This is a genomic window from Pseudomonas sp. TREG-RG-20F-10-E-6-01, from assembly GCF_022662455.1.
Taxonomy (GTDB): domain Bacteria; phylum Pseudomonadota; class Gammaproteobacteria; order Pseudomonadales; family Pseudomonadaceae; genus Aquipseudomonas.
In genome coordinates this window covers 404,961-429,590 of sequence record NZ_JAKNQP010000004.1, presented here as the reverse complement: position 1 = coordinate 429,590, position 24,630 = coordinate 404,961, and the positions used below count along the sequence as shown (strand labels likewise).

21 protein-coding genes and 1 pseudogene are annotated in these 24,630 nt (G+C 62.0%); 9 read left to right on the top strand and 13 right to left on the bottom strand.

Annotation, left to right across the window (positions count from 1 at the left end):
- Window positions 1–3: 3 nt before the first annotated feature.
- Window positions 4–1,005, bottom strand: a complete 1,002-nt coding sequence (gene xylF / locus L8K08_RS15955; protein WP_145164815.1) for a D-xylose ABC transporter substrate-binding protein — start codon at window positions 1,003–1,005, stop codon at window positions 4–6.
- Window positions 1,006–1,235: 230 nt separating this feature from the next.
- Window positions 1,236–2,553, bottom strand: a pseudogene (xylA, locus tag L8K08_RS15950) (xylose isomerase).
- Window positions 2,554–2,693: 140 nt separating this feature from the next.
- On the opposite strand from xylA, the gene L8K08_RS15945 reads away from it, so the two are divergent.
- Both L8K08_RS15945 and L8K08_RS15940 read left to right on the top strand, forming a co-directional pair.
- Window positions 2,694–3,872 carry a XylR family transcriptional regulator gene (locus L8K08_RS15945; protein WP_145164819.1) on the top strand — a complete coding sequence of 393 codons (1,179 nt, stop codon included), beginning with the start codon at window positions 2,694–2,696 and terminating at the stop codon, window positions 3,870–3,872.
- A 31-nt stretch (window positions 3,873–3,903) separates the two neighbouring features.
- Window positions 3,904–4,500, top strand: coding sequence for a DUF1629 domain-containing protein (locus tag L8K08_RS15940; RefSeq protein WP_242198545.1), 597 nt, complete (start codon window positions 3,904–3,906; stop codon window positions 4,498–4,500).
- Between the two features lie 45 nt (window positions 4,501–4,545).
- Here L8K08_RS15940 and L8K08_RS15935 read toward each other — a convergent pair whose 3' ends face one another.
- From L8K08_RS15935 to L8K08_RS15915, 5 genes are all read right to left on the bottom strand, one after another.
- Window positions 4,546–5,811, bottom strand: coding sequence for a carbohydrate porin (locus L8K08_RS15935; RefSeq protein ID WP_242198543.1), 1,266 nt, complete (start codon window positions 5,809–5,811; stop codon window positions 4,546–4,548).
- 58 nt (window positions 5,812–5,869) lie between these two features.
- Window positions 5,870–8,278 (bottom strand): glucose/quinate/shikimate family membrane-bound PQQ-dependent dehydrogenase, encoded by a 2,409-nt coding sequence (locus L8K08_RS15930; RefSeq protein WP_242198540.1) that lies wholly within the window; start codon window positions 8,276–8,278, stop codon window positions 5,870–5,872.
- Window positions 8,279–8,577: 299 nt separating this feature from the next.
- On the bottom strand, window positions 8,578–9,465 hold the full coding sequence (locus L8K08_RS15925; protein ID WP_242198538.1) for a proline iminopeptidase-family hydrolase: 888 nt from the start codon (window positions 9,463–9,465) through the stop codon (window positions 8,578–8,580).
- Window positions 9,466–9,545: 80 nt separating this feature from the next.
- The gene (locus L8K08_RS15920; RefSeq protein WP_242198535.1) at window positions 9,546–10,304 is read right to left on the bottom strand and encodes a LuxR family transcriptional regulator; all 759 of its coding nucleotides are present in this window, start codon (window positions 10,302–10,304) and stop codon (window positions 9,546–9,548) included.
- A gap of 152 nt (window positions 10,305–10,456) precedes the next feature.
- Window positions 10,457–11,347, bottom strand: coding sequence for a bestrophin family ion channel (locus tag L8K08_RS15915; RefSeq protein WP_145164832.1), 891 nt, complete (start codon window positions 11,345–11,347; stop codon window positions 10,457–10,459).
- A 129-nt stretch (window positions 11,348–11,476) separates the two neighbouring features.
- Between L8K08_RS15915 and L8K08_RS15910 the strand changes: the two genes are divergently transcribed.
- Window positions 11,477–11,944: a metallophosphoesterase family protein gene (locus tag L8K08_RS15910; RefSeq protein ID WP_242198533.1), complete on the top strand. Its 468-nt coding sequence runs from the start codon at window positions 11,477–11,479 to the stop codon at window positions 11,942–11,944.
- A 35-nt stretch (window positions 11,945–11,979) separates the two neighbouring features.
- Here the strand turns inward: L8K08_RS15910 and L8K08_RS15905 are convergent, their stop codons facing one another.
- Together L8K08_RS15905 and L8K08_RS15900 are read right to left on the bottom strand one after the other, a co-directional pair.
- The gene (locus L8K08_RS15905) at window positions 11,980–12,702 is read right to left on the bottom strand and encodes a FadR/GntR family transcriptional regulator (protein WP_145164836.1); all 723 of its coding nucleotides are present in this window, start codon (window positions 12,700–12,702) and stop codon (window positions 11,980–11,982) included.
- Between the two features lie 47 nt (window positions 12,703–12,749).
- A complete protein-coding gene (locus tag L8K08_RS15900) occupies window positions 12,750–14,489 on the bottom strand; it encodes an IlvD/Edd family dehydratase (protein ID WP_242198531.1) in 1,740 nt (579 codons plus the stop codon).
- 191 nt (window positions 14,490–14,680) lie between these two features.
- Between L8K08_RS15900 and L8K08_RS15895 the strand changes: the two genes are divergently transcribed.
- The 5 genes from L8K08_RS15895 to L8K08_RS15875 are packed head-to-tail and all read left to right on the top strand — an operon-like array spanning window position 14,681 to window position 20,524.
- Window positions 14,681–16,003 carry an MFS transporter gene (locus tag L8K08_RS15895; RefSeq protein WP_145164840.1) on the top strand — a complete coding sequence of 441 codons (1,323 nt, stop codon included), beginning with the start codon at window positions 14,681–14,683 and terminating at the stop codon, window positions 16,001–16,003.
- A gap of 15 nt (window positions 16,004–16,018) precedes the next feature.
- Window positions 16,019–17,011: an AraD1 family protein gene (araD1, locus tag L8K08_RS15890; protein WP_242198529.1), complete on the top strand. Its 993-nt coding sequence runs from the start codon at window positions 16,019–16,021 to the stop codon at window positions 17,009–17,011.
- Window positions 17,012–17,021: 10 nt separating this feature from the next.
- Window positions 17,022–18,602 carry an aldehyde dehydrogenase (NADP(+)) gene (locus tag L8K08_RS15885; protein ID WP_242198527.1) on the top strand — a complete coding sequence of 527 codons (1,581 nt, stop codon included), beginning with the start codon at window positions 17,022–17,024 and terminating at the stop codon, window positions 18,600–18,602.
- Window positions 18,603–18,617: 15 nt separating this feature from the next.
- Entirely contained in the window at window positions 18,618–19,481 is an 864-nt protein-coding gene (locus L8K08_RS15880; RefSeq protein WP_242198524.1) for an SMP-30/gluconolactonase/LRE family protein, read from the top strand.
- A 38-nt stretch (window positions 19,482–19,519) separates the two neighbouring features.
- On the top strand, window positions 19,520–20,524 hold the full coding sequence (locus tag L8K08_RS15875; RefSeq protein WP_242198523.1) for a substrate-binding domain-containing protein: 1,005 nt from the start codon (window positions 19,520–19,522) through the stop codon (window positions 20,522–20,524).
- A 143-nt stretch (window positions 20,525–20,667) separates the two neighbouring features.
- On the opposite strand, the gene L8K08_RS15870 is transcribed toward L8K08_RS15875, so the two are convergent.
- Window positions 20,668–21,816 carry an aldose epimerase family protein gene (locus tag L8K08_RS15870; RefSeq protein ID WP_242198520.1) on the bottom strand — a complete coding sequence of 383 codons (1,149 nt, stop codon included), beginning with the start codon at window positions 21,814–21,816 and terminating at the stop codon, window positions 20,668–20,670.
- 138 nt (window positions 21,817–21,954) lie between these two features.
- On the opposite strand from L8K08_RS15870, the gene L8K08_RS15865 reads away from it, so the two are divergent.
- Entirely contained in the window at window positions 21,955–22,722 is a 768-nt protein-coding gene (locus L8K08_RS15865; RefSeq protein ID WP_242198518.1) for an SDR family oxidoreductase, read from the top strand.
- A gap of 5 nt (window positions 22,723–22,727) precedes the next feature.
- Here L8K08_RS15865 and L8K08_RS15860 read toward each other — a convergent pair whose 3' ends face one another.
- Genes L8K08_RS15860 through L8K08_RS15850 form a run of 3 tightly spaced genes read right to left on the bottom strand, consistent with a single transcriptional unit; the run spans window position 22,728 to window position 24,308 of the window.
- Window positions 22,728–23,330 carry a glutathione S-transferase gene (locus L8K08_RS15860; RefSeq protein WP_242198514.1) on the bottom strand — a complete coding sequence of 201 codons (603 nt, stop codon included), beginning with the start codon at window positions 23,328–23,330 and terminating at the stop codon, window positions 22,728–22,730.
- 30 nt (window positions 23,331–23,360) lie between these two features.
- Window positions 23,361–23,888 (bottom strand): G/U mismatch-specific DNA glycosylase, encoded by a 528-nt coding sequence (gene mug / locus L8K08_RS15855; RefSeq protein ID WP_242198644.1) that lies wholly within the window; start codon window positions 23,886–23,888, stop codon window positions 23,361–23,363.
- Between the two features lie 3 nt (window positions 23,889–23,891).
- A complete protein-coding gene (locus L8K08_RS15850) occupies window positions 23,892–24,308 on the bottom strand; it encodes a MarR family transcriptional regulator (protein ID WP_145164859.1) in 417 nt (138 codons plus the stop codon).
- Window positions 24,309–24,630: the final 322 nt, after the last annotated feature.

Below are 24,630 nucleotides of genomic sequence, written 5' to 3'. Positions count from 1 at the left end.
CGGTCACTGCCCGGCAATCTGCTCTTGGGTATAGAACCCGTCTTTCTCCAGCAGATCGATATTGGCCTTGGTCAACGGCGTAGGCGTGAGCAGGATGGTGTCGACCTTCTTGCTGCCGTTGTCGTATTGCGAGCTGTAGGTGGGTTTCTCATTGCGCGCCAGTTGCACCGAGAGTTTCGCCGCTTCTGAGGCGATCAGTTTGAGCGGCTTGTACACGGTCATGGTCTGGGTGCCGTCGATCACGCGCTTGACGGCAGCGAGGTCGGCGTCTTGCCCGGAAATCGGCACTTTGCCCGCGAGTTTCTGCGCGGCCAAGGCCTGGATCGCACCGCCGGCGGTGGCGTCGTTGGAGGCGACGATGGCGTCGATCTTGTTGTCGTTTCGGGTCAGGGCGTTTTCGACGATGCTCAGGGCTTCGGTGGGGTTCCATTCCTTGACCCACTGCTGGCCGACAATCTTGATGTCGCCCTTGTCGATGGCCGGTTGCAGCACTTTCATCTGGCCCTCGCGCAGCACCTTGGCGTTGTTGTCGGTGGGCGCGCCGCCGAGCAGGAAGTAGTTGCCCTTGGGCGCCGCCTGCAGCACGCCGTTGGCTTGCATCTCGCCGACTTTTTCATTATCGAAGGAGATGTAGGCGTCGATATCGGCATTGAGAATCAGGCGGTCATAGGACACCACCTTGATGCCGGCCTTCTTGGCTTCGGCGACGGCGTTGGTCAGCACGGTGGCGTTGAACGGCACGATAACGATCACATCGACGCCTCGGGAGATGAGGTTTTCGATCTGCGAGATTTGCTTCTGTTCATTGGCATCCGCCGACTGTACGAAGACCTTGGCGTCGAGTTTTTCGGCCGCGGCGACGAAGTAATCACGGTCACGGGACCAGCGTTCCAGGCGCAAATCGTCAATGGAGAAACCGATTTTTGGATGGGCGGAATCGGCCATCACCGGCAGGGCGAGCAGGGCCAGAGCAGTGGCGAGCAAGGTGCGTTTAAATGACTTCATGGTGGTGCGTCCTTTTATTGTTGTTGGAAAGACACGGTGTGACGACTGTAGGCGAACAGTGTAGTTGTGGCGAGCGGGCTTGCCCCGCGTTGGGCGGCGCAGCAGTCCCATTCCAGGCGACCCGCTCTACCTGAAATACCGCGGTGTCAGGTTTCAGGGCCGCTTCGCGCCCCAACGCGGGGCAAGCCCGCTCGCCACAACAAGCCCGTTCGCCACAGGCAGACACCCTGTCAGGTATAGATAAACCGATTGACCACGCCTTCAAGCATCTCCTGCCGGCCACTCACGGCCTGCGGGTTCAGCTCGTGTGCAAAGGCGTGCTCGGCCAGCGACTCCAGGCTGAACTCACCGGCCAATACCGCCCGGCCCAATGGCTGGTTCCAACCGGCATAACGCTGGTCCTTGAACTGCTGCAGCCGGTCGTTCTGCACCATTGCCGCTGCGCGCTCCAGCGCCAGGGCCAGCACATCCATGGCGGCGACGTGGCCGTGGAACAGGTCGATATCGTCCAGGCTCTGGCGGCGGACTTTGGAATCGAAGTTGTAGCCGCCGTTCTTGAACCCGCCGGCCTTGAGGATTTCGTAGGTGGCCAGGGTCATCTCCTCGACGCTATTGGGGAACTGGTCGGTGTCCCAGCCGTTCTGCGGGTCGCCGCGGTTGGCGTCGATACTGCCGAAAATCCCGAGGGACACGGCGGTGGCGATCTCATGATGAAAACTGTGACCAGCAAGAGTCGCGTGGTTGGCCTCGATATTCACTTTGATCTCGTGTTCCAGGCCGTACTCATGCAGGAAACCGAACACCGTGGCGCTGTCGTAATCGTATTGGTGTTTGGTCGGCTCCTGGGGCTTGGGCTCAATCAACAGGTCGCCCGTAAAGCCGATCTTGTGCTTGTGCTCCACCACCATGCGCATAAAGCGTCCGAGCTGTTCGCGCTCGCGTTTGAGGTCAGTATTGAGCAGGGTTTCGTAGCCCTCGCGGCCGCCCCACAGCACATAGTTGGCACCCTTGAGCCGCAGCGTGGCGTTCATCGCGCTGAACACCTGCGCGGCGGCGTAGGCGAACACCTCCGGGTCCGGGTTGCTGGCAGCGCCGGCGGCAAAGCGCGGGTTGCTGAAGCAGTTGGCGGTGCCCCACAGCAATTTGATGCCGGTCTGTTCCTGGTGGCGCTCCAGGTGGTCGACCATTTGCGCAAAATGGTTGCGGTACGCCTTGATCGAGGTGCCTTCGGGTGCGACGTCGGTGTCGTGAAAGCTGTAGTAGTCGATGCCCAGTTTGGAGAAAAACTCGAACGCCGCTTCCGCCTTGCCGATGGCCAGTTCCATCGGGTCGCCGGTGCGCTGCCAGGGGCGTTTGAAGGTGCCTACACCAAACATATCCGCCCCCTGGCCACACGAAGGTGTGCCAATAACAGGCTGCCATGCGCAGGTGCTCGCGCATGGGTTTGCCGAGGATGATTTTGTTGGCGTCATAGTGGCGAAAGGCGAGGGCAGAGTCGCTGCTGGGGCCTTCGAAGCGAACCTTCTCGACACCGGGGAAGTACGGCATGGCGATTTCCTTATTGTTCTTGGCGGTGACTCGATACTAGCAACGGCATCGGGACTGCCGATTATGAAAATCACCAAGCCATGGTGCGATTTTGACTAGAGAGGTCTAGGCTGTGGCGACCGGCTTTAAGGATAAAAACAATGAAAACCCTACCGCCTGTTCACCGCATCGCCTTGCTGTTCAATGGCAGCAAGATCTACGACCGGGGCATCATCACCGGCATCGGCAATTACCTGAGCAGCACGCGCGTGTCCTGGGACCTGTTTCTTGAAGAGGACTTTCTGTGTCGCCTCAAGGGCATCGAACGCTGGCAGGGCGACGGCATCATCGCCGACTTTGACGACCCGCTGATCGGCGAGGCGCTGGCCGACATCAAGCTGCCGGTGGTGGCGGTGGGCGGCTCCTATCAGGATGCGCGTGCCTACCCGAAGGGCATTCCCTATGTCGCCACCGACAACCGTGCGTTGATGAAGCTGGCGTATGAGCATTTGATCGAAGCAGGCCTGCGCCGTTTTGCCTGTTTCAGCCTGCCGGAAGCCCAGGCCAATCGCTGGGCCCAGGAGCGTGAGAAAGCCTTCCGCCGTCTGTTGCAACGCGATGGCCTGCACGTGGAGGTCTACCGCGGTCTAGGCACCAGCGCACCGTTGTGGGACAGCGCCGTGGAACAGCAGATTGCCTGGCTGCACAGTTTGCCCAAGCCCATCGGCATCATTGCCGTCACCGACGCCCGCGCACGGCAGTTGCTGCAAGCCTGCCTCACTGCCGGCATTGCCGTGCCCGAAGAAGTCGCATTGATCGGCATCGACAATGACCCGCTGACTCGCACGCTGACGCGCGTGCCGTTGAGTTCAGTCATCCAGGGCACCGAGACCATGGGCCGCACGGCTGCGGCGCTGCTGCACCAGATGCTGCACGGCAAACCCTGCGCGGGCACACAGATTCTGGTGCCGCCGGATGCGATCAATGTGCAGGCGTCCAGCTTGCATCAACCGTTGGGTAACCCGTACGTGATGCAGGCGCTGTTGTTTATCCGCCAGTACGCTTGCCAGGGCATCAAGACCGCCCAAGTGGCGGCCTATGTTGGCGTTTCGCGCTCTTCCCTCGAATCACACTTTCGCAAGGCGCGCGGCTGCAGCGTGCACGATGAGATCCTGCGCTTCAAACTCGCAGCCGCCGCCAAGGGCCTGGAAAACCAAACCCTGGCGATTGCCGACATCGCGGCGCGCTGCGGCTTCAAATCGGCGCAGTACCTGCACACCGTGTTTCGACGGGAGTTTGGGTGTACGCCGCGTGAGTATCAGCACACAGCGGCTTCATAATGTCGGCAGACGCGGGGAAAAGGATAAGGACATGCGGTATTACTTACTCAGGCCGGATCACTCAGTGCCGCACAAATGGGTGCTTGGAGACATACGGCACGTTAATAACTGGCACTTCAGTAATCCGCCGCCCAATTACATGGAGCCTGGCACGTACACCCTCGACGTCAGGTTCGAAGGGGTTGAGGTTGATTACGCGCTGGCGGGTTATGGCAGTGTTCCGGTATTGAGCAGAAGAGCACGTGATGCATTAGTGGGCTTGCCGGAGGTGGATAAGCCTTATCACCATCTCGTACTTGAGCCGGTGCACATCGCGAACACGCACGTTGAACAGGACTATTTCGTGATGATCATCGAGACGCAGATTGAGTGCGTTGATCAACAACGCTCGGAATATCAGCGGTATGCCGTGGATGATCCGGTACGGCCGGACCGGGCGGGGGATTATCGCGGCTTTACCAGGCTCGTTATTGATCCGGTAAACGTGGGTGGCCGAGCTATTTTCAGGCTTAAGCACTATCTGGGTGCAATCATCGTCAGCGAAGAAGTGAAGCGTCGCTTCGAGAGCGCAGGGGTAGTCGGGATGGCGTTTGATTCGGTAAATGGTGACACAACCACTGTGACCTGACAGGCGCGAGACGCAGCTGGCGCTCGCGCCTCGGCCCTTATCCGGTCAGAAAGTGGCCTTCACCTGTAAACCCACTACCAGCGCGTTGTCGATGTTCTCACCGGAAAACGCCCCCGGCTCGATGATGTATTGCACATCCGGGCGCAACGTCAGCCACGGCGTGGCCTGGTAGCCGTAACTGAGTTCGATCAGTTGCTCGGCATTGTTCAGGTTGGGGTAGTCGGTGCCCGCGTTGAACGCCGCCAATTCCTGCACATCCCGACTGCGCGGGTTCGGCACCGCACGGCCATAACCCAGGGCGACGGTGTCGCGCGGGCGGCCTTCGAACGGTTTGTACAGCACCACGCCCGCGCCATACCACTTGCTGAACGGCGAGGCGGCCTCGCTGGCGGCCGAGTATTGACCGAAGGCGTGCAGCACGCGACCGGCTGATGTGCTGGACGCCCACACGGCCTGGTCGATCAGCAGGTAGTGACCGCCGCGCCCGCTGACTTCTTTGTTGCTGCCGATGCGTTTGACGTCGGAGCTGTCGTAGTAGTAACCCAGCTTGTATTCACCCGGCAGCGGGCCCGCGTGTTTGTAGACCAGCTCGATCGGTACCACCGTGCCGGTGGTGCGTTTGGGGTCCAGGCGCCAGGCGCGGCTGGAATTGCCGTTACTGTCCGGGTCGACATTGAATGCTGCCACGCGCAGTTGCCAGGATGGCGAGAAATCGTATTTCACCCGCGCGCCGAGGCGCGCATTCGGGTAGTTGGTCCAGCCGCTGCCGCCGGACATGTTCAGCGGGTGCCCACAGAAACCGGCGTTCATGAAGTTGCACAAAATGCCGCTGTCGAGGCCGCCGAGGTCATTGCCCATGGCCATGTAGCCCAGCTTGACGTTCAGCGCGGGGGTGAACAGCGTGCGTTCGTAGCTCAACTCGGTGAGGCGGGTGTAGAGGCCGCCGTAGTTTTCCTGGATCGGCAGGCGGTTGCCCACCAGGTCTTCGGAGGCGCTGTTGCCGCGCCGGTCGTTGATGGTCAGTTGGATGCGGTCGCCGTTGTTGAAACCGTAGAGCTTGCCCAGGTCGAACTGCACGCCGAGCTTGATGTTTTGCGAGTAGCGCGCCGAACGGTGTTGGCCGCCGTCGGCGTTGTAGGCGGTTTCGCCGCTGTAGTCGCCGGTGAAGCGGATGCCTTGCTCGTCGAGTTCACGGCGCAGGCCGCCCCAGTCGCCGGTCAGGGTGGTGTCGTCGGCTTGAACGGGCAGGGCGGCAGCAAAGGCCAGGCCCAGCACCAGGCGGCCAAGGGGCAGATGAGAAGTGGGGGTCATGCGTGGTTTTCCAGACAAAAAGCGCGGTGCCGGAGGGCGACACCGCGCGAACACGGGGTTATGGCAGGGCGTAGGCGATCACGTAGTCGCCACGGTCAGTGGACTGGCGCGCGCCGCCGGCGGTGATGACGATGTATTGCTTGCCGGTTTTCGGCGACACATAGGTCATCGGGCCGCCTTGGCTGCCCACCGGCAGGCGGGCTTTCCAGACTTCATCACCGTTGCCGCTGTTGAAGGCGCGCAGGTAGAAGTCCTGGGTGCCGGCGATAAAGATCAGGCCGCCCTGGGTGGACAGCGTGCCGCCGAGGGTCGGCAGGCCAATCTTGATCGGCAGGTGCATGCGGATGCCCAGCGGGCCGGTGTCTTCAACCGTGCCCACCGGCACTTGCCAGGCGATCTGCTGGGTCTTCATGTCGATGGCGGTCAGGGTGCCGAACGGCGGCGCCTGGCACGGGATGCCGGCCACCGACAGGAAGCGGTTTTTGTTTACCGCATACGGCGTGCCCTTGAGCGGTACGGCGCCCATGCCGGTGTTCAGCGCTTCGCCACCGGACGAGGCCTTGGCCTTGTTCTGCGACGGGATCATCTGGATCCACAGGCCCAGGCGCATGTCGTTGACGAAGATAAAGCCATGCACCGGGTCGGTGGAAATGCTGCCCCAGTTCATGCCGCCCAGCGAGCCTGGGAAACTCAGCGATTTATCGGTGCCCGGCGCGGTGTACAGGCCTTCGTAGCGCATGCCCTTGAAGTCGATACGGCACAGCAACTGGTCGTAGGGCGTGGCGCCCCACATGTCCGATTCGTTCAGGGTTTGCGCGCCGATCTGCGGCATGCCCACCGATTTAGGCTGGGTCAACGAGTACGGCTCGTTGGGAATGTTCGCGGCCTTGACCGGCACTTCCTTGACGTCTGTGAGCGGCTTGCCGGTGGCGCGGTCGAGCACGTAGATCTGCCCGGCCTTGGTGCCGATCACTACAGCCGGTACTGCCTTGTCGCTGCCCGGTGGGGTGAAGTCGATCAGGCTCGGCTGCATCGGCAGGTCGAAGTCCCACAGGTCGTTGTGGACGGTCTGGTACACCCACTTTTCTGCGCCGGTGGAGGCGTCCAGCGCCAGCACCGAGGCGCCGTATTTGTGATTCAGTTGGGTACGTTCAACGCCATAGATGTCGGTGGACGAGCTGCCCATCGGCAGGAAGACGGTGTTCATCAGCGGGTCGTACGACATCGGCGCCCAGCTGTTCGGCGTGCTGCGCACGTAGGTGCTGCCGGCGGCTGGCGCTTGTTTGTCTTCGGGGTTGCCCGGGTCGAAGGCCCAGCGCATTTGGCCGGTGATCACGTCGAAACCACGGATCACGCCGCCGGGCATATCGGTTTGTACGTTGTCGGCGACGCGGCCACCGACGACGACGGTGGTGCCGGCCATCAACGGTGCCGACGACAATTGGTAGTAGCTGTCCGGCACATCGCCCAGGCCGGCTTTGAGGTCCACTTGGCCGTGGGTGCCGAAGTCTTCGCAGAATTTGCCGGTGTCGGCATCCACCGCGATCAGGCGTGCATCAATGGTGTTGGTCAGCAGGCGACGCTGGCACTGGGCACCGGCCGGCACGCTGGCAGCCATGATCGGCGAGCTGTTGGGTTGGGTCGGCTGGGCAATGGGCGCGGTGGCGTCGAAATACGCCATGCCACGGCAACGCTGCCACACCGCCGATTTGGCGTTGACTTCGTTCTTCCACAGCTCTTTGCCGGTGTCGGCGTCCAGTGCGATCAGGTTGTTGTGCGGTGTGCAGATGAACACTTTGTTGCCGATCTGCAGGGGCGTCAGTTGGTCTTCGGCACCGTTGCCGTCGCTGATGGCGACGTCGCCGGTGTGGTAGGTCCACGCCACTTTGAGCTTGTTGACGGTGTCGCGGTTGATCTGGTCCAGCGCGGCAAAACGGCTGCCGCCTTCGGTGTTGCCGTAGTGGGCCCAGTCTTTCTGCGCGTCGGCGGCAGCCACCGGCGTGATGCCCGGGCCTTTACCGGTAGGCGCCACGCTTGGGTGCGCCACGAACATGTTGCCTGCAGCGACGGCCACGCCCACTGCCAATACGGCAGCAATGCCATACGCGCCGCGAGCCGGCTTGCCGGCCAGCAGCGGATACACCAGCGCCACCACCACGCCGATCACCGCAAACATGAATAGCCGCGAGAACAGCGGCCAGTACACCAGCCCTACATCCGCCACCGCCCAGACCGCCGTGCCCACCAGAAAGGCGGCGAACAACCACGCGCCAGCCGGGTTGCGTCGCGCGATCAACAGGCCGGAAACGGCCATGGCCACGCCACCGATCAGGAAGTACCAGGAACCGCCCAGGCTGACCAGTTTGGCGCCGCCAACGGCCAGGGCCACGCCGAGCAGGGCAATGATGATGCCCAGGCCCAGCAGGAGATATCGTGAGGCGCCAGCGGCGCGGGATGCTCGTTTCATGTCGACAGGACTCGAAGGTGAGTGACTAAAGGTCGAATGTTAGCAAGATAAGTAACTGGTTAGTACATTCTACTGGGTAATAGTCTGTTACAGGCTTTGGGATGATGGTGTTGCAAACCGCCTTGAAGTGGCAAGCAGGCTTTTGTGTGGTGAGCAGGCTTTGTGTGGCGAGCAGGCTTGTCCTGCGTTGGGCTGCGGAGCGGCCCCAATAAAAACACCGCGGTCTGCCAGCCAGAACGCGGTGTTTGTTTTCAGGACTGCTTCGCAGCCCAACGCAGGGCAAGCCTGCTCGCCACTCTTCACTCCAGGGTGGCAAGAAACTCGGCTACACACGCCATGCACGCTTCACGCTCTTCAACATGCGGCATATGGCTGGACTGCTCGAAAATCTGCCAGCGCACGTCGCTGATGCCGTCCGCAAACGGTTGCACCGTGGCCGGTGTGGCTTCGTCGAAGCGCCCGGAGATCAGCAGCGTGGGCACCTGGATTCGCGCCAGGCGATCAATGATCGTCCAGTTGCGCATGCTGCCGATCACATGGAACTCAGTGGGACCATTCATCGCGTGGTAGACGGTGGGGTCTTCTTCGATGGCGGCATTGGTGCGCTCAACTTCGGCCGGCACCGGTTGGGTACGGCACACATGGCGCGCGTAAAACACTTCCGCTGCGGCGAGGTATTCAGCGGTGTCGGTGGTGCCGGCGGCCTCATGACGCAGCAACGTGGCCTGCACCTCGGGCGGCAGCGCTTGGCGCAGTTCATTGGCCGCTTCGCACCATAAGTCCATCGAGGCTGGCGAATTGGCAATAATCAACGCTTTCAAGCCGGCAGGCTGGCGCACCGCGTGCTCGGCGCCGAGCATGCCGCCCCAGGACTGGCCCAGCAGCGCGTAGTCGCTGATCTCAAGGTGCTCGACCAGGTTGTCCAGCTCTGCCAGGAACAGTGCCACGCTCCAGAAATCGACAGAGGCGCCGGGTAAGTGGGTCGAGCGGCCATTGCCGACCTGATCGTAGTGCACCACCGCGCGGCCCGTGGCGGCCAGGTCTTTGAAACTGTCGACGTAATCATGGGTGCAGCCCGGGCCGCCGTGGGCAACGATCAAGGGCAGGCGCCCTGAATTCAAGTCGCCGGTGACCCGGAACCACGTCCGATAGCCACGGAAATCGGCATAACCTTCGCGAACCAGCATGTTCTGTACCTCATTGGGATCGATGCGGTACAGGCTAGCCAAAACGGCGCGTCAGGTGCACTGGTAAAAGTGATAGGTTCTCAAACTTCCACCAGCCGGTAATGCAAACCACGCGCCACGGCTTCGACGCGATTGCGCGCACCCAACTTGCGCGCGGCGGCGACCAGGTGCAGGTTGACCGTCGCCTCGGAGCGGTTGAGGGCGGCTGCAATGCACTTGGCCGACAGCCCCTTGGCCGAATGCTGCAGGCACTCGCGCTCGCGCCGGGTGAGGTGAACATGCGTGCAACAGCGCTGCGCCGGTGCCAGCAGTTCGCTGGCCCGGGCCTGGAAGGTGTGTGCCATTCCCAGCATGTCACCAAGACTTTGCCGGGCCTGCTGCTCGGCCTGCGCCGGGGTGCCGTCGATGATCGCGGTGAGCGTGGCAAAGCCGCCATCCGGCAAGTGCAGCGGCACCGTCAGGCCGGTGCTCAGGCCGTAGTCGCGGACATAGTGGGCCACCGGGCGATGGGCGTCGGTCAGGGCGACGTTCCACGGGGTGTCGCTGCCGAACGACCACACAAACGGCGTGGTTCTGCGCGCGGCGCATTGCTGCACCGGGTCGATCTGGTAATAGCCGCCCGTGCACCACAGGTCGTGCATGTCCAGCGGTGCATTCAGCGCCTTGAACACCGACGGGGTGATCAACGCGCCTTCATGGCTGACCGGCACTGGCGCAAAGTCGTAGATCAGCGTGTTGAACCCCAACCGGTTGGTCGCCGCTTGCACATGCGCCAGGCACGCATCCAGGCTGGTCAGGTGGGCGAGTTGCTCGCTGAATGTCATCAGGTCGGTGTGCATGACGCCTCCGGGCGGTGGGATGCGCGGTTTCTCCAGCAAACGCCATACCAACGGTTGTCATGCGGGCCTTGGCGCATCGCGCGCCGAACCGGCGGTGGCAGATGAAATGCGCCTGACGAGCATCATCTGCCTTCTTGAGGCTGTCGATGCGCTCAGCCGATGCGCTCGCCACCCAACGCATCGCGCTGCATTGACTGCAGGTTTTTCTCGATGGTTTCGCAGATGCTTTCCATCTGGATCTGGTGCTCGCTTGAGTGAAACGGGCTTTGCAGGTCGGTGCCGATACGCTCGATCGCCAGCAGCATAAAGCCCACCACCGTCGAGGCCAGCGGGGTGAACCAGCCCAGGGACTCCACCAGCCCGACTGGCACGATCAGGCAGAAAAGAGAAATAAACAGCCGTGGAAAATACACGTAAGGGTAGGGCAGCGGCGTATTGGCGATGCGCTCCATGCCACCTTGGGCATTGGACAAGTCCACCAGGGTTGACTCCACTCGCGACAGGCGGATGCTGTCCAAGTGGCCGGCCTTGTACTCCCTGGCCAGCAATGCCGCCGAGCCGGTAAGGATGTCATTGGCGAAGTTATTGGTCGCACCGTTGCGCGCGAACTCCTCGGCCGGGATGAACGCACGCACCTCGTCGGGGCACGGCTTGCCCCTGAGGTGCGCCGCCAGGCAATTCACATAGGCCACATGACGGCGCAGCAACGTGGCTTTGGCCGGGTTCACTTCGCCGTCCGGGTCGTCCAGCAGCGTCAGCACCTGTCGGGCAAAACTGCGTGAGTTATTGACCATCGCGCCCCATAGCGTGCGGGCTTCCCACCAACGGTTGTAAGCGCTGCTGTTGCGAAAACTGATCAGCACCACCAGCGCCGAACCCAGCAAGGTCAACGGCATCAGCGGCAAATTGATCTTGGTGGTGAGAAACAGCATGAAATCCACCGTCACGGCGACATCCCACAACAACAGCCAGAACAGAGCCCAGCCCACATAGCCCATGGTCTTGATGATCAGGCGGTATTTTTTGATGATGGCGGCTTTCAAACGAGGTCCTCGCGGCGAGCGGTAAGCAACAATGCCTTAGCTCGGACGCTGGTTTGGGGGGAAGGTTCGCTGATGACCTGAATCGTTTAAGGCGAGTGCGGTCAATGTTCATAACCCTTAGGAGGCTCTATGAAAATTGGCGTGATTTCCGATACCCACGGCTTGCTGCGGCCTGAGGCGATCGCGGCGCTGCAAGGCTGCGAGCAGATTATCCATGCGGGCGATATCGGCGGGCCGGACATCCTTGAACACCTGGCGCAGATCGCGCCGGTGCATGTGGTGCGCGGCAACAATGATCAGGACGCGGCCTGGGCGCAGCAGGTGCCTGACCATCTGAGCATTGATCTTGACGGCTGGAAAACCCTGGTCGTGCATGACATTGCCGACGTGCCCGCGTTACTCGACCCGCACACACGGCTGGTGATCACCGGCCACTCGCACAAACCCTTGATCGTGTGGCGCGGCGCAACGTTGTACGTCAACCCGGGCAGCGCTGGCAGGCGCCGGTTCAAACTGCCGGTGACACTTGCGGTGCTTGAGATCGTTGAGGCGTCGATTGAGTCGCGGCTGATTTCGCTGGTGGACGCTGTTCAGTAGCCGATTGGCTCAATCAGGTGACGCCCGTCGTGCATTTACAACGGGGTCAGCACGTTCATCACCGTGTCCAGCGCCACGCGCGTGTCGTCCAGTTGCACCAGCGAAGCGTGGCGGGCGCCGAGGGCGTCGCGGTTCTGGATCGCCGTGAGGATCGCCTTGTGACGCGGCAGGCTCAGGCCCTGGATGTCCGGGCGGCGGTTGGTGATGTTGATCGACTCGCGCAACGGCAGCGAGAGCATGTTGCACATATAGGCAAGCAGGTCATTGCGGGTGGCGTCGGCAATCGCGCGGTGAAAGTCCAGGTCGGCCTGCAGCAGGTCGTCGTGGGTCTTGGCGGTTTCCATGCCCAGGTAGGCTTGTTCGATGGTGGCAATGTCTTCATCGGTGGCGGTGGTCGCGGCCATGGCGGCGATTTCCGGTTCGAGGATGCGCCGCACGCCGGCCAGGGTGTTGAAAAACTCACTGTGAGGCGTGGTCTGCATCAGCCAGGACAACACGTCAGGGTCGAGCAAATGCCATTTCAGGCGTGGCCGCACCACCGCGCCCACCCGGGGTTTGGAATACACCAGGCCCTTGGCGCTGAGCACGCGCGTCGCCTCGCGCAACACCGACCGGCTGACCTTGTACTCCTCGCACAGCGTGGCCTCCATGGGCAGGCGTTCTTCGGGTTTGAAGCGACCGGAAACGATGTGCATGCCCAAGTCCTGAACGATCTGGGCATGCATGCTCTTGCGCGGCTTGGACGGCTGGTGATCCATAACGAACGGGAGGCCCTGGCTAAATAGGCGGCATCATAGCATCCCAATTAGTGGGAATGACGGGGGACTTCAGCCCCACGGCAACCCACCAGAAAGTCAAAGTCGCAGCCTTGGTCGGCCTGCAGCACATGGTCGATGTACAGCTGACGGTAGCCGCCGACGATCAGCTTCTGCGGTGGCGGCAGCTCGGCCATGCGTGCCGCCAGCTCTGCGTCGGAGATGTCCAGGTGCAGGCGGCCATTGGCGCAGTCCAGTTCGATCCAGTCGCCTTCCTGCACCGTGGCCAACGGCCCGCCGGCGGCGGCTTCGGGTGCCACGTGCAACACCACCGTGCCGTAAGCGGTGCCGCTCATGCGCGCATCGGAAATACGCACCATGTCGGTCACACCCTGGGCCAGCAGCTTGGCCGGCAAGCCCATGTTGCCGACTTCAGCCATGCCCGGGTAACCCTTGGGGCCGCAGTTTTTCATGACCAGGATCGAATTGGCATCCACGTCCAGTTCCGGGTCATTGATGCGCGCCTTGTACATGTCGAAGTTCTCGAACACCACCGCGCGGCCGCGATGCTGCATCAACTCGGGGCTGGCGGCCGATGGTTTGAGCACGGCGCCCAACGGCGCCAGGTTGCCGCGCAGCACGCAGATGCCGCCGTCGGCGCGGATCGGGTTGTCGAGGGTACGGATCACTTCGTCCTGGCCGTAGATCGGCGAGTCCTTGGTGTTCTCGCCCAGGGACTTGCCGTTGACGGTCAGCGCATGCGGATGCGGGATCAGGTTGGCTTCGCCCAGGCGGCGCAACACGGCGGGCAGGCCACCGGCATAGTAAAACTCCTCCATCAGGAAACGCCCTGACGGCTGCAGGTCGACGATGGTCGGCACGCCGCGGCCCATGCGCGTCCAGTCATCCAGGTCGAGCTCGACGCCAATGCGCCCGGCGATGGCTTTCAAGTGAATCACCGCGTTGGTCGAACCGCCGATGGCCGCGTTCACGCGGATCGCGTTTTCAAACGCTTCCTTGGTGAGGATCTTCGACAGCTTCAAGTCTTCGCGCACCATCTCTACCGCACGCATGCCGGACATATGCGCCAGCACATACCGGCGCGCATCCACCGCCGGGATCGCCGCGTTGTGGGGCAGGGAAGTGCCCAGTGCCTCGGCCATGCAGGCCATGGTGGAGGCCGTGCCCATGGTGTTGCAGGTGCCGGCCGAGCGCGACATGCCGCCTTCGGCCGCGAGGAAATCGTCCAGGGTGATGGTGCCGGCCTTGACCTGTTCGCTGAGCTGCCACACCACCGTGCCCGAGCCGATGTCCTGGCCTTTGTGCTTGCCATTGAGCATCGGCCCGCCGGTGACGACGATGGCCGGCACGTCGCAACTGGCCGCGCCCATCAGCAGCGCCGGGGTAGTTTTGTCGCAGCCGGTGAGCAGCACCACGCCGTCGATGGGGTTGCCGCGAATCGCTTCCTCCACGTCCATGCTCGCCAGGTTGCGCGTGAGCATAGCGGTGGGGCGCAGGTTGGATTCACCATTGGAGAACACCGGGAATTCCACCGGGAAGCCACCGGCCTCGATCACACCACGTTTGACATGCTCGGCGATCTGGCGGAAGTGCGCGTTGCACGGCGTCAGCTCCGACCAGGTGTTGCAGATACCGATGATCGGTTTGCCATGGAACTGATGGTCGGCGATGCCCTGGTTCTTCATCCAGCTGCGGTACATGAAGCCGTTCTTGTCGGCGGTGCCAAACCACTGGGCGGAGCGGAGGGTGGGCTTTTTATTATCAGGCATGGTGGTCTCTCTTATTGTATGACTATATGTTCTATATGCGGCTAAACATAAGCGCAAAATCGAGGCTTTGGAAGAGTTGTTTTGTAAATAGTCATACTATATAGTCGGCTTCAAATGAGGTATCGCCCTGCCTGAATTTGGCCGGCGGCAACCCCCGAGCTTCTATAAAAACAACAATCGGAGATCGACCCATGAGCCAGGAACTGCGGCTTATTCGGCGCATCACGCTGAAACTGATTCCCTTCCTGATCCTGCTCTACCTGATCGCCTACGTGGACCGCTCGGCGGTGGGTTTTGCCAAGCTGCACATGGGCGCCGATGTCGGCATTGGCGACGCCGCCTATGGTTTGGGCGCGGGGCTGTTCTTCATTGGCTACTTCCTGTTCGAGATTCCCAGCAACCTGATGCTCGACCGCTTCGGCGCCCGGCGCTGGTTTGCGCGCATCATGCTGACCTGGGGCGCGATCACCATCGGCATGGCCTTCGTGCAGGGGCCGCACAGTTTTTACGTGATGCGCTTTCTGCTCGGCGCGGCGGAGGCGGGGTTCTTTCCCGGTGTGCTGTACTACATCACCCAGTGGTTCCCGGTGCGCCATCGCGGCAAGATCCTCGGGCTGTTCATCCTCTCCCAACCCATTGCGATGATGATCACCGGCCCCGTGTCCGGCGGCTTGCTGGGCATGGACGGCATCCTCGGCCTGCATGGCTGGCAGTGGTTGTTCATCGTCATCGGCACGCCGGCGCTGTTGCTGACCTGGCCGGTGCTGCGCTGGCTGCCGGACGGCCCCCAGCAGGTCAAGTGGATGAGCGAGGACGAGAAATCCTGGCTCACCGGCGAGCTGAATAAAGACCTGCAAGCCTACGGCCAGACCCGCCACGGCAACCCGTTGCATGCACTGAAAGACAAACGAGTGCTGCTGCTGGCGCTGTTCTACCTGCCCGTAACCTTGAGCATTTATGGGCTTGGCCTGTGGCTGCCGACGCTGATCAAGCAGTTTGGCGGCAGTGACCTGGTCACCGGTTTCGTCTCGGCGGTGCCGTATATCTTCGGCATTCTCGGCCTGCTGATCATTCCGCGCAGCTCCGACCGTTTGAATGATCGCTACGGCCATCTCGCGGTGCTGTATGTGCTGGGCGCCATCGGGCTGTTCTTGAGTGCCTGGCTGAGCTTGCCGGTGCTGCAAATGGCCGCGCTGTGCCTGGCGGCGTTCGCGCTGTTCTCCTGCACGGCGGTGTTCTGGACCCTGCCGGGGCGCTTTTTCGCCGGCGCCAGTGCGGCGGCGGGCATTGCGCTGATCAACTCGGTGGGCAACCTCGGCGGCTATATCGGCCCGTTCGTGATCGGCGCGCTCAAGGAGTACACCGGCAACCTGGCCTCGGGCTTGTACTTCCTGTCGGGTGTGATGGTGTTCGGGTTGCTGCTGACCGGCGTGGTGTACCGCGTGCTGGAACGCAAGCACGTGCTGCCCGCCGAACAATTTGCCGCCAGCGCCCGGGGTGCCACGCGGACTTAATCAAGGAGACATTTCATGCGTTTAGTTCAGTTTGAGTTACGCAACGGTGAGCGCCGTGTCGGCGTAGTAGAAGGCACCAAGCTGCGCGAAGTGCAGACGGCCCGCAGCGTGCGTGAGCTGGCGTTGGCGGCCATCGAGGCGGGCGTCAAATTGGCGCAACAGGTCGACAAGCTGGGCCTGGGCGACAGCTACGATTACCGCGCATTGCTGGCTGACCTGAAAATCCTGCCGCCGCTCGATCACCCGGACCCGGCCCACATGTTGATCAGCGGCACCGGCCTGACCCACCTGGGCAGCGCCTCGGCGCGGGACAAGATGCACCAGCAGGCCGGTGACGACAGTGCGATGACCGACACCCTGCGCATCTTCAAATGGGGCGTGGAGGGCGGCAAGCCCGCGTCTGGCCAAGCGGGTGTGCAACCGGAGTGGTTCTACAAAGGCGACGGCAGCATCGTGGTGCGCCCGGGCCAGGCTTTCCCGGTGCCGCCGTTTGCCGAAGACGCCGGTGAAGAGCCGGAAATCGGTGGCCTCTACGTGATCGGCCACGACGGCAAACCCTATCGACTGGGCTTCGCCATGGGCAACGAGTTCTCTGATCACGTGATGGAGCGCAAAAACTACCTGTACCTGGCCCACTCCAAGTTGCGCAGTTGCAGCTATGGTCCGGAGTTACGCGTAGGCGAGTTGCCGCAGCACCTGGCGGGCACCAGCCGCATCCTGCGTGACGGCAAAGTGATCTGGCAAAACGAATTCCTCAGTGGCGAGGCCAACATGTGCCACAGCCTGGAAAACCTTGAGTATCACCACTTCAAATACAGTCAATTCCTCAAGCCGGGCGACGTGCACATTCATTTCTTCGGCACCGCCACGCTGTCATTCGCCGACGGTATACGTACCCAACCGGGCGATGTGTTCGAGATCAGCCAGGCCGAATTCGGCGCGCCGTTGATCAATACCGTCGGCAGCGCCGCTACGGTGTTCGAACCCGGCAATGTCATCACCCTTTAAGGAGAGCACCATGCCCCCGTTTCTCGGCCACAACTACATCGGCGGCCAGCGCAGCGCCAACGGCAGCGTCAAGTTGCACAGCCTTGACGCCACGACCGGCGAAGCCTTACCCCAGGCTTTCTACCAGGCCACCGCGCAGGAAGTCGACGCCGCCGCCAAGGCCGCCGCTGCTGCATATCCGGCTTACAGGGCGTTGAGCGCTGCGCGCCGTGCGCAGTTCCTGGACGCGATAGCCGACGAGCTGGATGCCCTGAGCGATAACTTCATCGCACTGGTGTGCCGCGAAACGGCACTGCCCGCCGCGCGTATCAAAGGCGAACGCGGCCGCACCAGCGGCCAGATGCGCCTGTTTGCCACCGTGCTGCGGCGTGGCGATTTCTACGGTGCACGCATCGACAAAGCCTTGCCCGAGCGTCAGCCGTTGCCGCGTCCGGACCTGCGCCAATACCGCATTGGTCTGGGCCCGGTTGCAGTGTTCGGCGCGAGCAACTTTCCGCTGGCATTTTCCACCGCCGGTGGCGACACCGCAGCGGCGCTGGCGGCGGGTTGTCCGGTGGTGTTCAAGGCCCACAGTGGGCACATGGCTACGGCTGAGCAGGTCGCCGATGCAATCCTGCGCGCGGCCCAGGCCACCGAAATGCCGGCGGGCGTGTTCAATATGATCTTCGGCGGCGGCGTCGGTGAGGCGCTGGTCAAGCACCCGGCGATCCAGGCGGTGGGTTTTACCGGCTCGCTCAAGGGCGGTCGCGCCTTGTGCGACATGGCCGCAGCCCGGCCGCAGCCGATCCCGGTGTTTGCCGAGATGTCGAGCATCAACCCGGTGATCGTATTGCCGCAGGCATTGCAGGCGCGGGCGCACACCATCGCCCGCGACCTGACGGCCTCGGTGGTGCAAGGCTGTGGTCAGTTCTGCACCAACCCAGGCCTGGTGATCGGCATTGCATCGCCGCAGTTCAGCGCATTCACCCAGCAGGTGGCCAGCCTGATCAATGATCAGCCGGCGCAAACCATGCTCAACGCCGGCACCTTGAGCAGCTATGGCAAAGGCCTGGAAAAGCTGCTCGCGCACCCGGGCATCCAGCATCTGGCGGGCAGCGCTCAAGCAGGCAACCAGGCGCAGCCGCAGCTGTTCAAGGCCGACGCCCGCCTGCTGATCGACGGCGATGAAGTGCTGCAGGAAGAGGTGTTCGGCCCGACCACGGTGGTGGTTGAAGTGACTGATCAAGCCCAACTCAGCGCCGCCTTGCAAGGGTTGCACGGCCAACTGACGGCGACGATTATCGGCGAGCCGGCCGACTTTGAGCAGTTCACCGAACTGACGCCGTTGCTGGAACAAAAAGTCGGCCGCATCCTGCTCAATGGCTACCCTACCGGCGTTGAAGTCTGCGACGCGATGGTCCACGGCGGGCCCTATCCGGCCACCTCGGACGCGCGCGGCACCTCGGTCGGTACCTTGGCCATCGACCGCTTTCTGCGTCCCGTGTGCTTCCAGAATTACCCTGATAGCCTGCTGCCCGACGCGTTGAAAAACGCCAACCCGTTGCGCATCCAGCGGCTGGTCGATGGCACGCCATCGCGCGAGCCGCTGTAAAAAACAGGAGGTCACATGCCGTTTAATGCCGTTACCGCACACCGTGCACAGTTGGGCGAAGGCCCGTTTTGGGATGCGCCGACCCAGGCGCTGTATTGGGTCAATATCATCGGCAAACAGGCGTTGCGCCTGATGGACGGGCAGTTGCAGATCTGGCAGTTGCCCGAGCACGTCTCGGCGTTTATTCCCTGTGAAAGCGGCGATGCGCTTGTGACCTTGAGCAGCGGCGTCTACCGGCTCGACCTGGCGACCGAAGCGCTGACGCTGCTGTGTGTGGCCGACCCGCAACCCGGCAACCGTGGCAATGAAGCGCGCTGCGATGCCCAGGGCCGCCTGTGGCTGGGCACCATGCAGAACAACATTGGCGAGCGGGGCGAAGACCTGCCGATCACGCGACGTTCCGGTGGCCTGTTTCGCATCGACGCCGATGCGCAGGTCACGCCGCTGCTGCGCGGCCTGGGCATTCCCAACACCTTGCTGTGGAGCGAGGACGGCAGCCAGGTGCATTTCGGCGACAGTCTGGACGGCACGCTCTACCGACACGTGATCCAGGAGGGCGGCCAACTCGACCCGGCGCACGTCTGGTTTGGCCCGCATCCACGCGGAGGGCCGGACGGCTCGGCGATGGACAGTCAGGGTTATGTCTGGAATGCACGCTGGGACGGCAGTTGCCTGCTGCGCCTGACGCCTGACGGCGCAGTGGACCGCGTCATCGAACTGCCCGTCAGCCGCCCCACCAGTTGCGTATTTGGTGGGCCGAATCTCACCACGCTCTATATCACCAGCGCCGCCAGCCCGTTGGATCACCCCCTGGATGGCGCGGTATTGGCCATCGAGGTCGATGTGCCCGGCATACCCTGTCACCGCTTTGCCGGTTAAATCCTGACATTCAAAAACAACAACAAGGAGTCACCCGTATGAATCGTCGTCGTGGTTTGCGTTCCCTGTGCTGCGCCGCTGTGGCGGTGTCAGCCCTGAGCCTGAGCGGCCTGTTGCTGGCTGCTGAAGAAGTGAAGATCGGTTTTCTGGTCAAGCAGGCTGAAGAGCCGTGGTTCCAGACCGAATGGGCGTTTGCCGAAAAGGCCGGCAAGGAACATGGTTTTACCGTGATCAAGATCGCCGTGCCCGATGGCGAGAAAACCCTGGCGGCCATCGACAGCCTGGCGGCCAACGGCGCCAAGGGCTTTGTGATCTGCCCGCCGGACGTGTCCCTCGGCCCGGCCATCGTCGCCAAGGCCCGCGTCAACGGCCTGAAAGTGATTGCCGTGGACGATCGCTTTGTCGATGCCAAGGGCAACTTCATGGAGGACGTGCCGTACCTGGGCATGGCCGCTTTTGAAGTCGGCCAGAAGCAGGGCGCGGCGATGGCGGCTGAAGCGAAAAAACGCGGTTGGGACTGGAAGGACACTTATGCGGTGATCAACACCTTCAACGAACTCGACACCGGTAAAAAGCGTACCGACGGCTCGGTCAAATCCCTGGAAGATGCAGGCTTTCCCAAGGATCACATCCTGTTCACGGCCGCCAAGACCCTCGACGTCCCGGGCAGCATGGACGCCACCAACTCGGCTCTGGTCAAGCTGCCCAGCGGTGCGAAAAACCTGATCATTGGCGGCATGAACGACAACACTGTACTCGGCGGCGTACGCGCTACCGAAACCGCAGGCTTTGCCGCGGCCAATGTGATCGGTATCGGCATCAATGGCACCGACGCCATCGGCGAATTGAAGAAAGCCAACAGCGGCTTCTTCGGCTCAATGCTGCCCAGCCCGCACATCGAAGGCTACAACACCGCGAAGATGATGTTCGACTGGGTCACCACCGGCAAGGAACCACCGAAGTACACCGCCATGGATGAAGTGACGCTGATCACCCGCGAGAACTTCAAGCAGGAACTGGAAAAAATCGGCCTCTGGAACTGAGCAGTGGCCAAACCGATGAACCATTGCTGAGCCATGCTCAGCGAGCACTGAATGTGGGAGCGGGCTTGCTCGCGAATGCGCAGTGTCAGTCACTGCATCTGTGACTGAACCAGCGCTTTCGCGAGCAAGCCCGCTCCCACCGTTCAATCGGCGGAGAACTTGAACACGGTGTGTTGGGTATAGGTCTGCCCAGGGTTCAACCGGGTCGACGCAAATGTCGGCTGGTTGGGTGCATCCGGAAAGTGCTGGGTTTCCAGGGTAAAGGCGCTCCAATGCGCATACGCCTTGCCGGCCTTGCCCTTCACCGTGCCATCCAGGAAGTTGCTGGTATAGAACTGCACGCCGGGCTCGGTGGTGTAGAGCTGCAAACGTCGGCCGGAGGCGGGGTCGTGTACGTCGGCGGCGAGTTGCTTGATATCGCCTTTGGTATCCAGCGCCCAGTTGAAGTCAAACCCACCCTGTTTGTGCTCGGCGAACTTGAGCTGCGGATGGTCGTCCTTGATGTGCTGGCCGATCGGCGTGGGTTTGAGGAAATCCATCGGCGTGCCTTTGACCGGAGCCAGTTCGCCGGTCGGAATCAACGTGGCATTTACCGGTGTGTAGCGGCTGGCATGCAAGGTCGCCACTTGCTTGAGGATGTCGCCATTGCCTGCGCCGGCGAGGTTGAAGTAGCTGTGGTTGGTGAGGTTCAGCACCGTCGGTTTGTCGGTGGTGGCCTTGTAGTCGATGTGCAGTTCGTTTTTATCGTTGAGGCTGTAGGTGACCTCGGTCTTCAGGTTGCCGGGGAAGCCCATTTCACCGTCCTTGGACAGGTAGCTCAGCTTCACGCCGACCGAATCTTTGCCCTTGACCGGTTCGGCCTGCCACACGTGCTTGTCGAAACCCTGAGCACCGCCGTGCAGCGAGTTGGGGCCATCGTTGAGCGGTACCTGGTAACGCTTGCCATCGAGTTCGAACGCCCCGGCGGCCAGACGGTTGCCGAAGCGGCCGATGCTCGCGCCGAAAAAGGCCGTACCGCTCTGATAGCCCTGCACGTCGTCGAAACCGAGTACCACGTCATCGACCTTGCCGTTTTTATCCGGCACTTTCAGCGACTGCAATACGCCGCCGTAAGTGATCACCGTGGCTTGCATGCCATGGCTGTTGCGCAAGATGTATTGCTCGACGGCGGTGCCGTCGTTGGTTTTGCCGAAAGGCTTGTGTTCACTGCTAAGCCCGGCGGCCTGGGCGCCACCGCTGGCAACCAGCATGGACAAGGCGAGGCCTGAAAGCAGGTGTCGAGGGTGCTTCATGGTCGAACTTCCTTTTGTTGTTTTCAGTGGAATAGTTCTACTAATGTGCGATATTTCGTCGAGTTGACAGCGAATTTATAGCCTTAAACCCCAGATACGCCAAATAAAATAAGACTAATTGATCGAGGCAAGCGTTATATGAGTACTGCACACGCCGTTTATCCCGACCTGAAGGGTAAGACCGTACTGATTTCCGGAGGTGCCTCGGGCATCGGCGAATTCATGGTGCGCGCCTTCGCCGCGCAGGGCGCCAAGGTGGCCTTTGTGGACCGCGCGCAAAGCCAGGGCGAGCGGCTCGCGGCGGTGTTGAGTGTCCAAGGGCATAGCGTTGAGTTCGTGTGCTGCGACATCACTGATGAAATCGCCTACAAAGCGGCGATCGCGCGTTTTGAGCAAACGCTGGGGCCGATCACCGTGCTGGTGAACAACGCAGCCAACGACGTGCGTCATACGCTGCAAGAAGTCGATTCGGACATGTTCGACAGGCTGATCGCCGTCAACCTCAAACACGCCTTTTTTGCCGCCAAGGCCGTGGTGCCGATGATGAAAAGCGCGGGCGGCGGGGCGATTATCAACCTGGGCTCGGTCGGCTGGATGATGGCGTCGGCGGGCTACCCGGTGTACGCGGCCAGCAAGGCGGCGGCCCATGGCATGACCCGAGCGCTGGCGCGGGAACTGGGCCCCAGCCGTATCCGCGTCAACACCCTGGTGCCCGGCTGGGTCATGACCGAAAAACAGCTGGCGATGTGGGTGGACGATGCGGCCAGGGAGCTGATCAGCCGCAGCCAGTGCTTGCCAGGCAGTGTGCTGCCGGAACACATCGCCAACATGGCGCTGTTTCTTGCCTCCGATGCGTCGGCGATGTGTTCGGCACAAAACTTCATTGTGGATGGTGGCTGGGTCTAGGCCAGTTATTCGATGGGGTATTTCCTGAACGCCGGATGCTGTTCCAGCTGATTGGCGTGGCGTTGCAGGTTGGGATACGCCTGGGCCTTGAGCAGCGTCGGCAGTTTTAACTGCGTGAACGACCAGGCGACGGCCGCCGTCAGCGCGGCCTGGTTCAGGCGTTCACCGCTCGCCTGGGCCAGGTGTGTTTCCAGCAGCGAATAAGCGGCCAGCAACTGCCCGGTCACGCGATCAAGCCACGGTTCATGCAGTTTTTCTGCTGGGCGCAAGTGGTGCTCGTAGACGATCTGCACGGTTTTCTCACACGCCGCCAGGGCCAGGCCGAGCACTTGCAGCTCTTTGGCGCGTGCGCCGGCGTTGTGTGGCAGAAGTTTTTTGTCGGTCGGCGCCAGGGTTTCGAAGTAGTCCAGGATCAGGCTGGAATCCATCAGCACCGTTCCATCATCGAGCACCAGCGTGGGCGCCTTGACCACCGGGTTGATTGCAGTAAATTCAGCGTAGGTGCTGAACACCGAGAGCGACTCGTGTACGAAATCCACGCCGTACAGTTCAAGGGAAATTGCGACGCGACGAACGTAAGGCGAGTCCAGCATGCCGACCAGTTTCATGAAGCCTCCAAGGCTCTCAGGGTGTTTGGCTCAAGAGATTAAAGGCACCGGGCCGGCCTGCGCAATGGCCTCGCGCAGCGGCTGATAGGCGTGCACGAGTTGCTCCAGGCTGAACGCCAGGTTGCGCCCGCTCGGGTTGGGCAACACCCACACCGAGGCGCCGCCCAATAACTGCGGCTGCAGCCCCCAGGCGATCTCGCGCAGGCCGGACAACGCGCTGTAACCGACCTTGCCCAGGAACGCCACACACCGCGGCTGGCAACGACGGATCTTGTGTTCAAACGCCGTCGCCGCTTCGGTGAATTCATGTCGCGCCAATTCCCCCGCGCTCGCCGTCGGGCGCTCGACCAGGGTGGTCAAGCCGCAGTGATAGTCGAGCAGGGTGCGCGCATCCTCCGGGCGGATTTCATGCGGGGTAAAACCCGCCAGGTGCAACGTGCGCCAGAAGCGGTTGCTGCGATTGGCGAAGTGCAGGCCGAGGGCGGCAGAGCCCTTGCCCGGGTTGATGCCGCAGAACACCACGTGCAGGTGGTCGGCGAGGATGTCTTCGAGGCGGATGGCTTAATCGTCCTTGGCCAGGAGCGTGCGGGCAAACTGGTCGGAGGCGATAAAATCCAGGGTCTGGCGCAGCTGCGCCGCCGCTTCACGGCCGAACGCCTGATCAAAGCGCTCGGCCATTTGCGTCGAGATGCGCTTGGCGGCCGCGTGCGTGCGCTGGCCTTGCTCGGTCAGCAGCACGCGGCGGGTGCGGCGGTCGAATTCGTCCACGCGCAGCTCTACCAGGCCATCGCGCACCAATGGCTTGAGTGTGTGGCCCAGGGCGGACAAATCCATCACCAGGGCTTGCGCCAGTTCGCCCATCTTCGGCGTGCCGGCCTTGGCGATGCGGTTGAGCACCGCGTATTGAGTGGCTTTCAACCCGCAGGGCGCATACGCCTCGTCATAGATCTGGCCCAGGCGACGGGACGTGCGGCGCACGGCACCGTTCACGCAGGCGCTGGGACTCTCGGAACAAGGCGGGGCAGATTTCAAGGGCAGATACTCTCTGATACAAAACACGACGCGGGTGATTATGCCTGTGCGACCTGTCAGGACAAGGCCTTTCAGACCGAAGATGGCTTGCAGATGAAGACTGAGACAGCTTGAAACAAATTAGTTGCGTACGCCACTAAATTAGATATCGTGGCATATGCCTCTTTGTGACCGGATGTCGTTACAAGCTCCCCAGGAAACGCGTGGGGCGAGGCGGGAAAACGGCACGGCTCTGCCTGCTTGATCATCCAACCCCTGTCTGGATCAC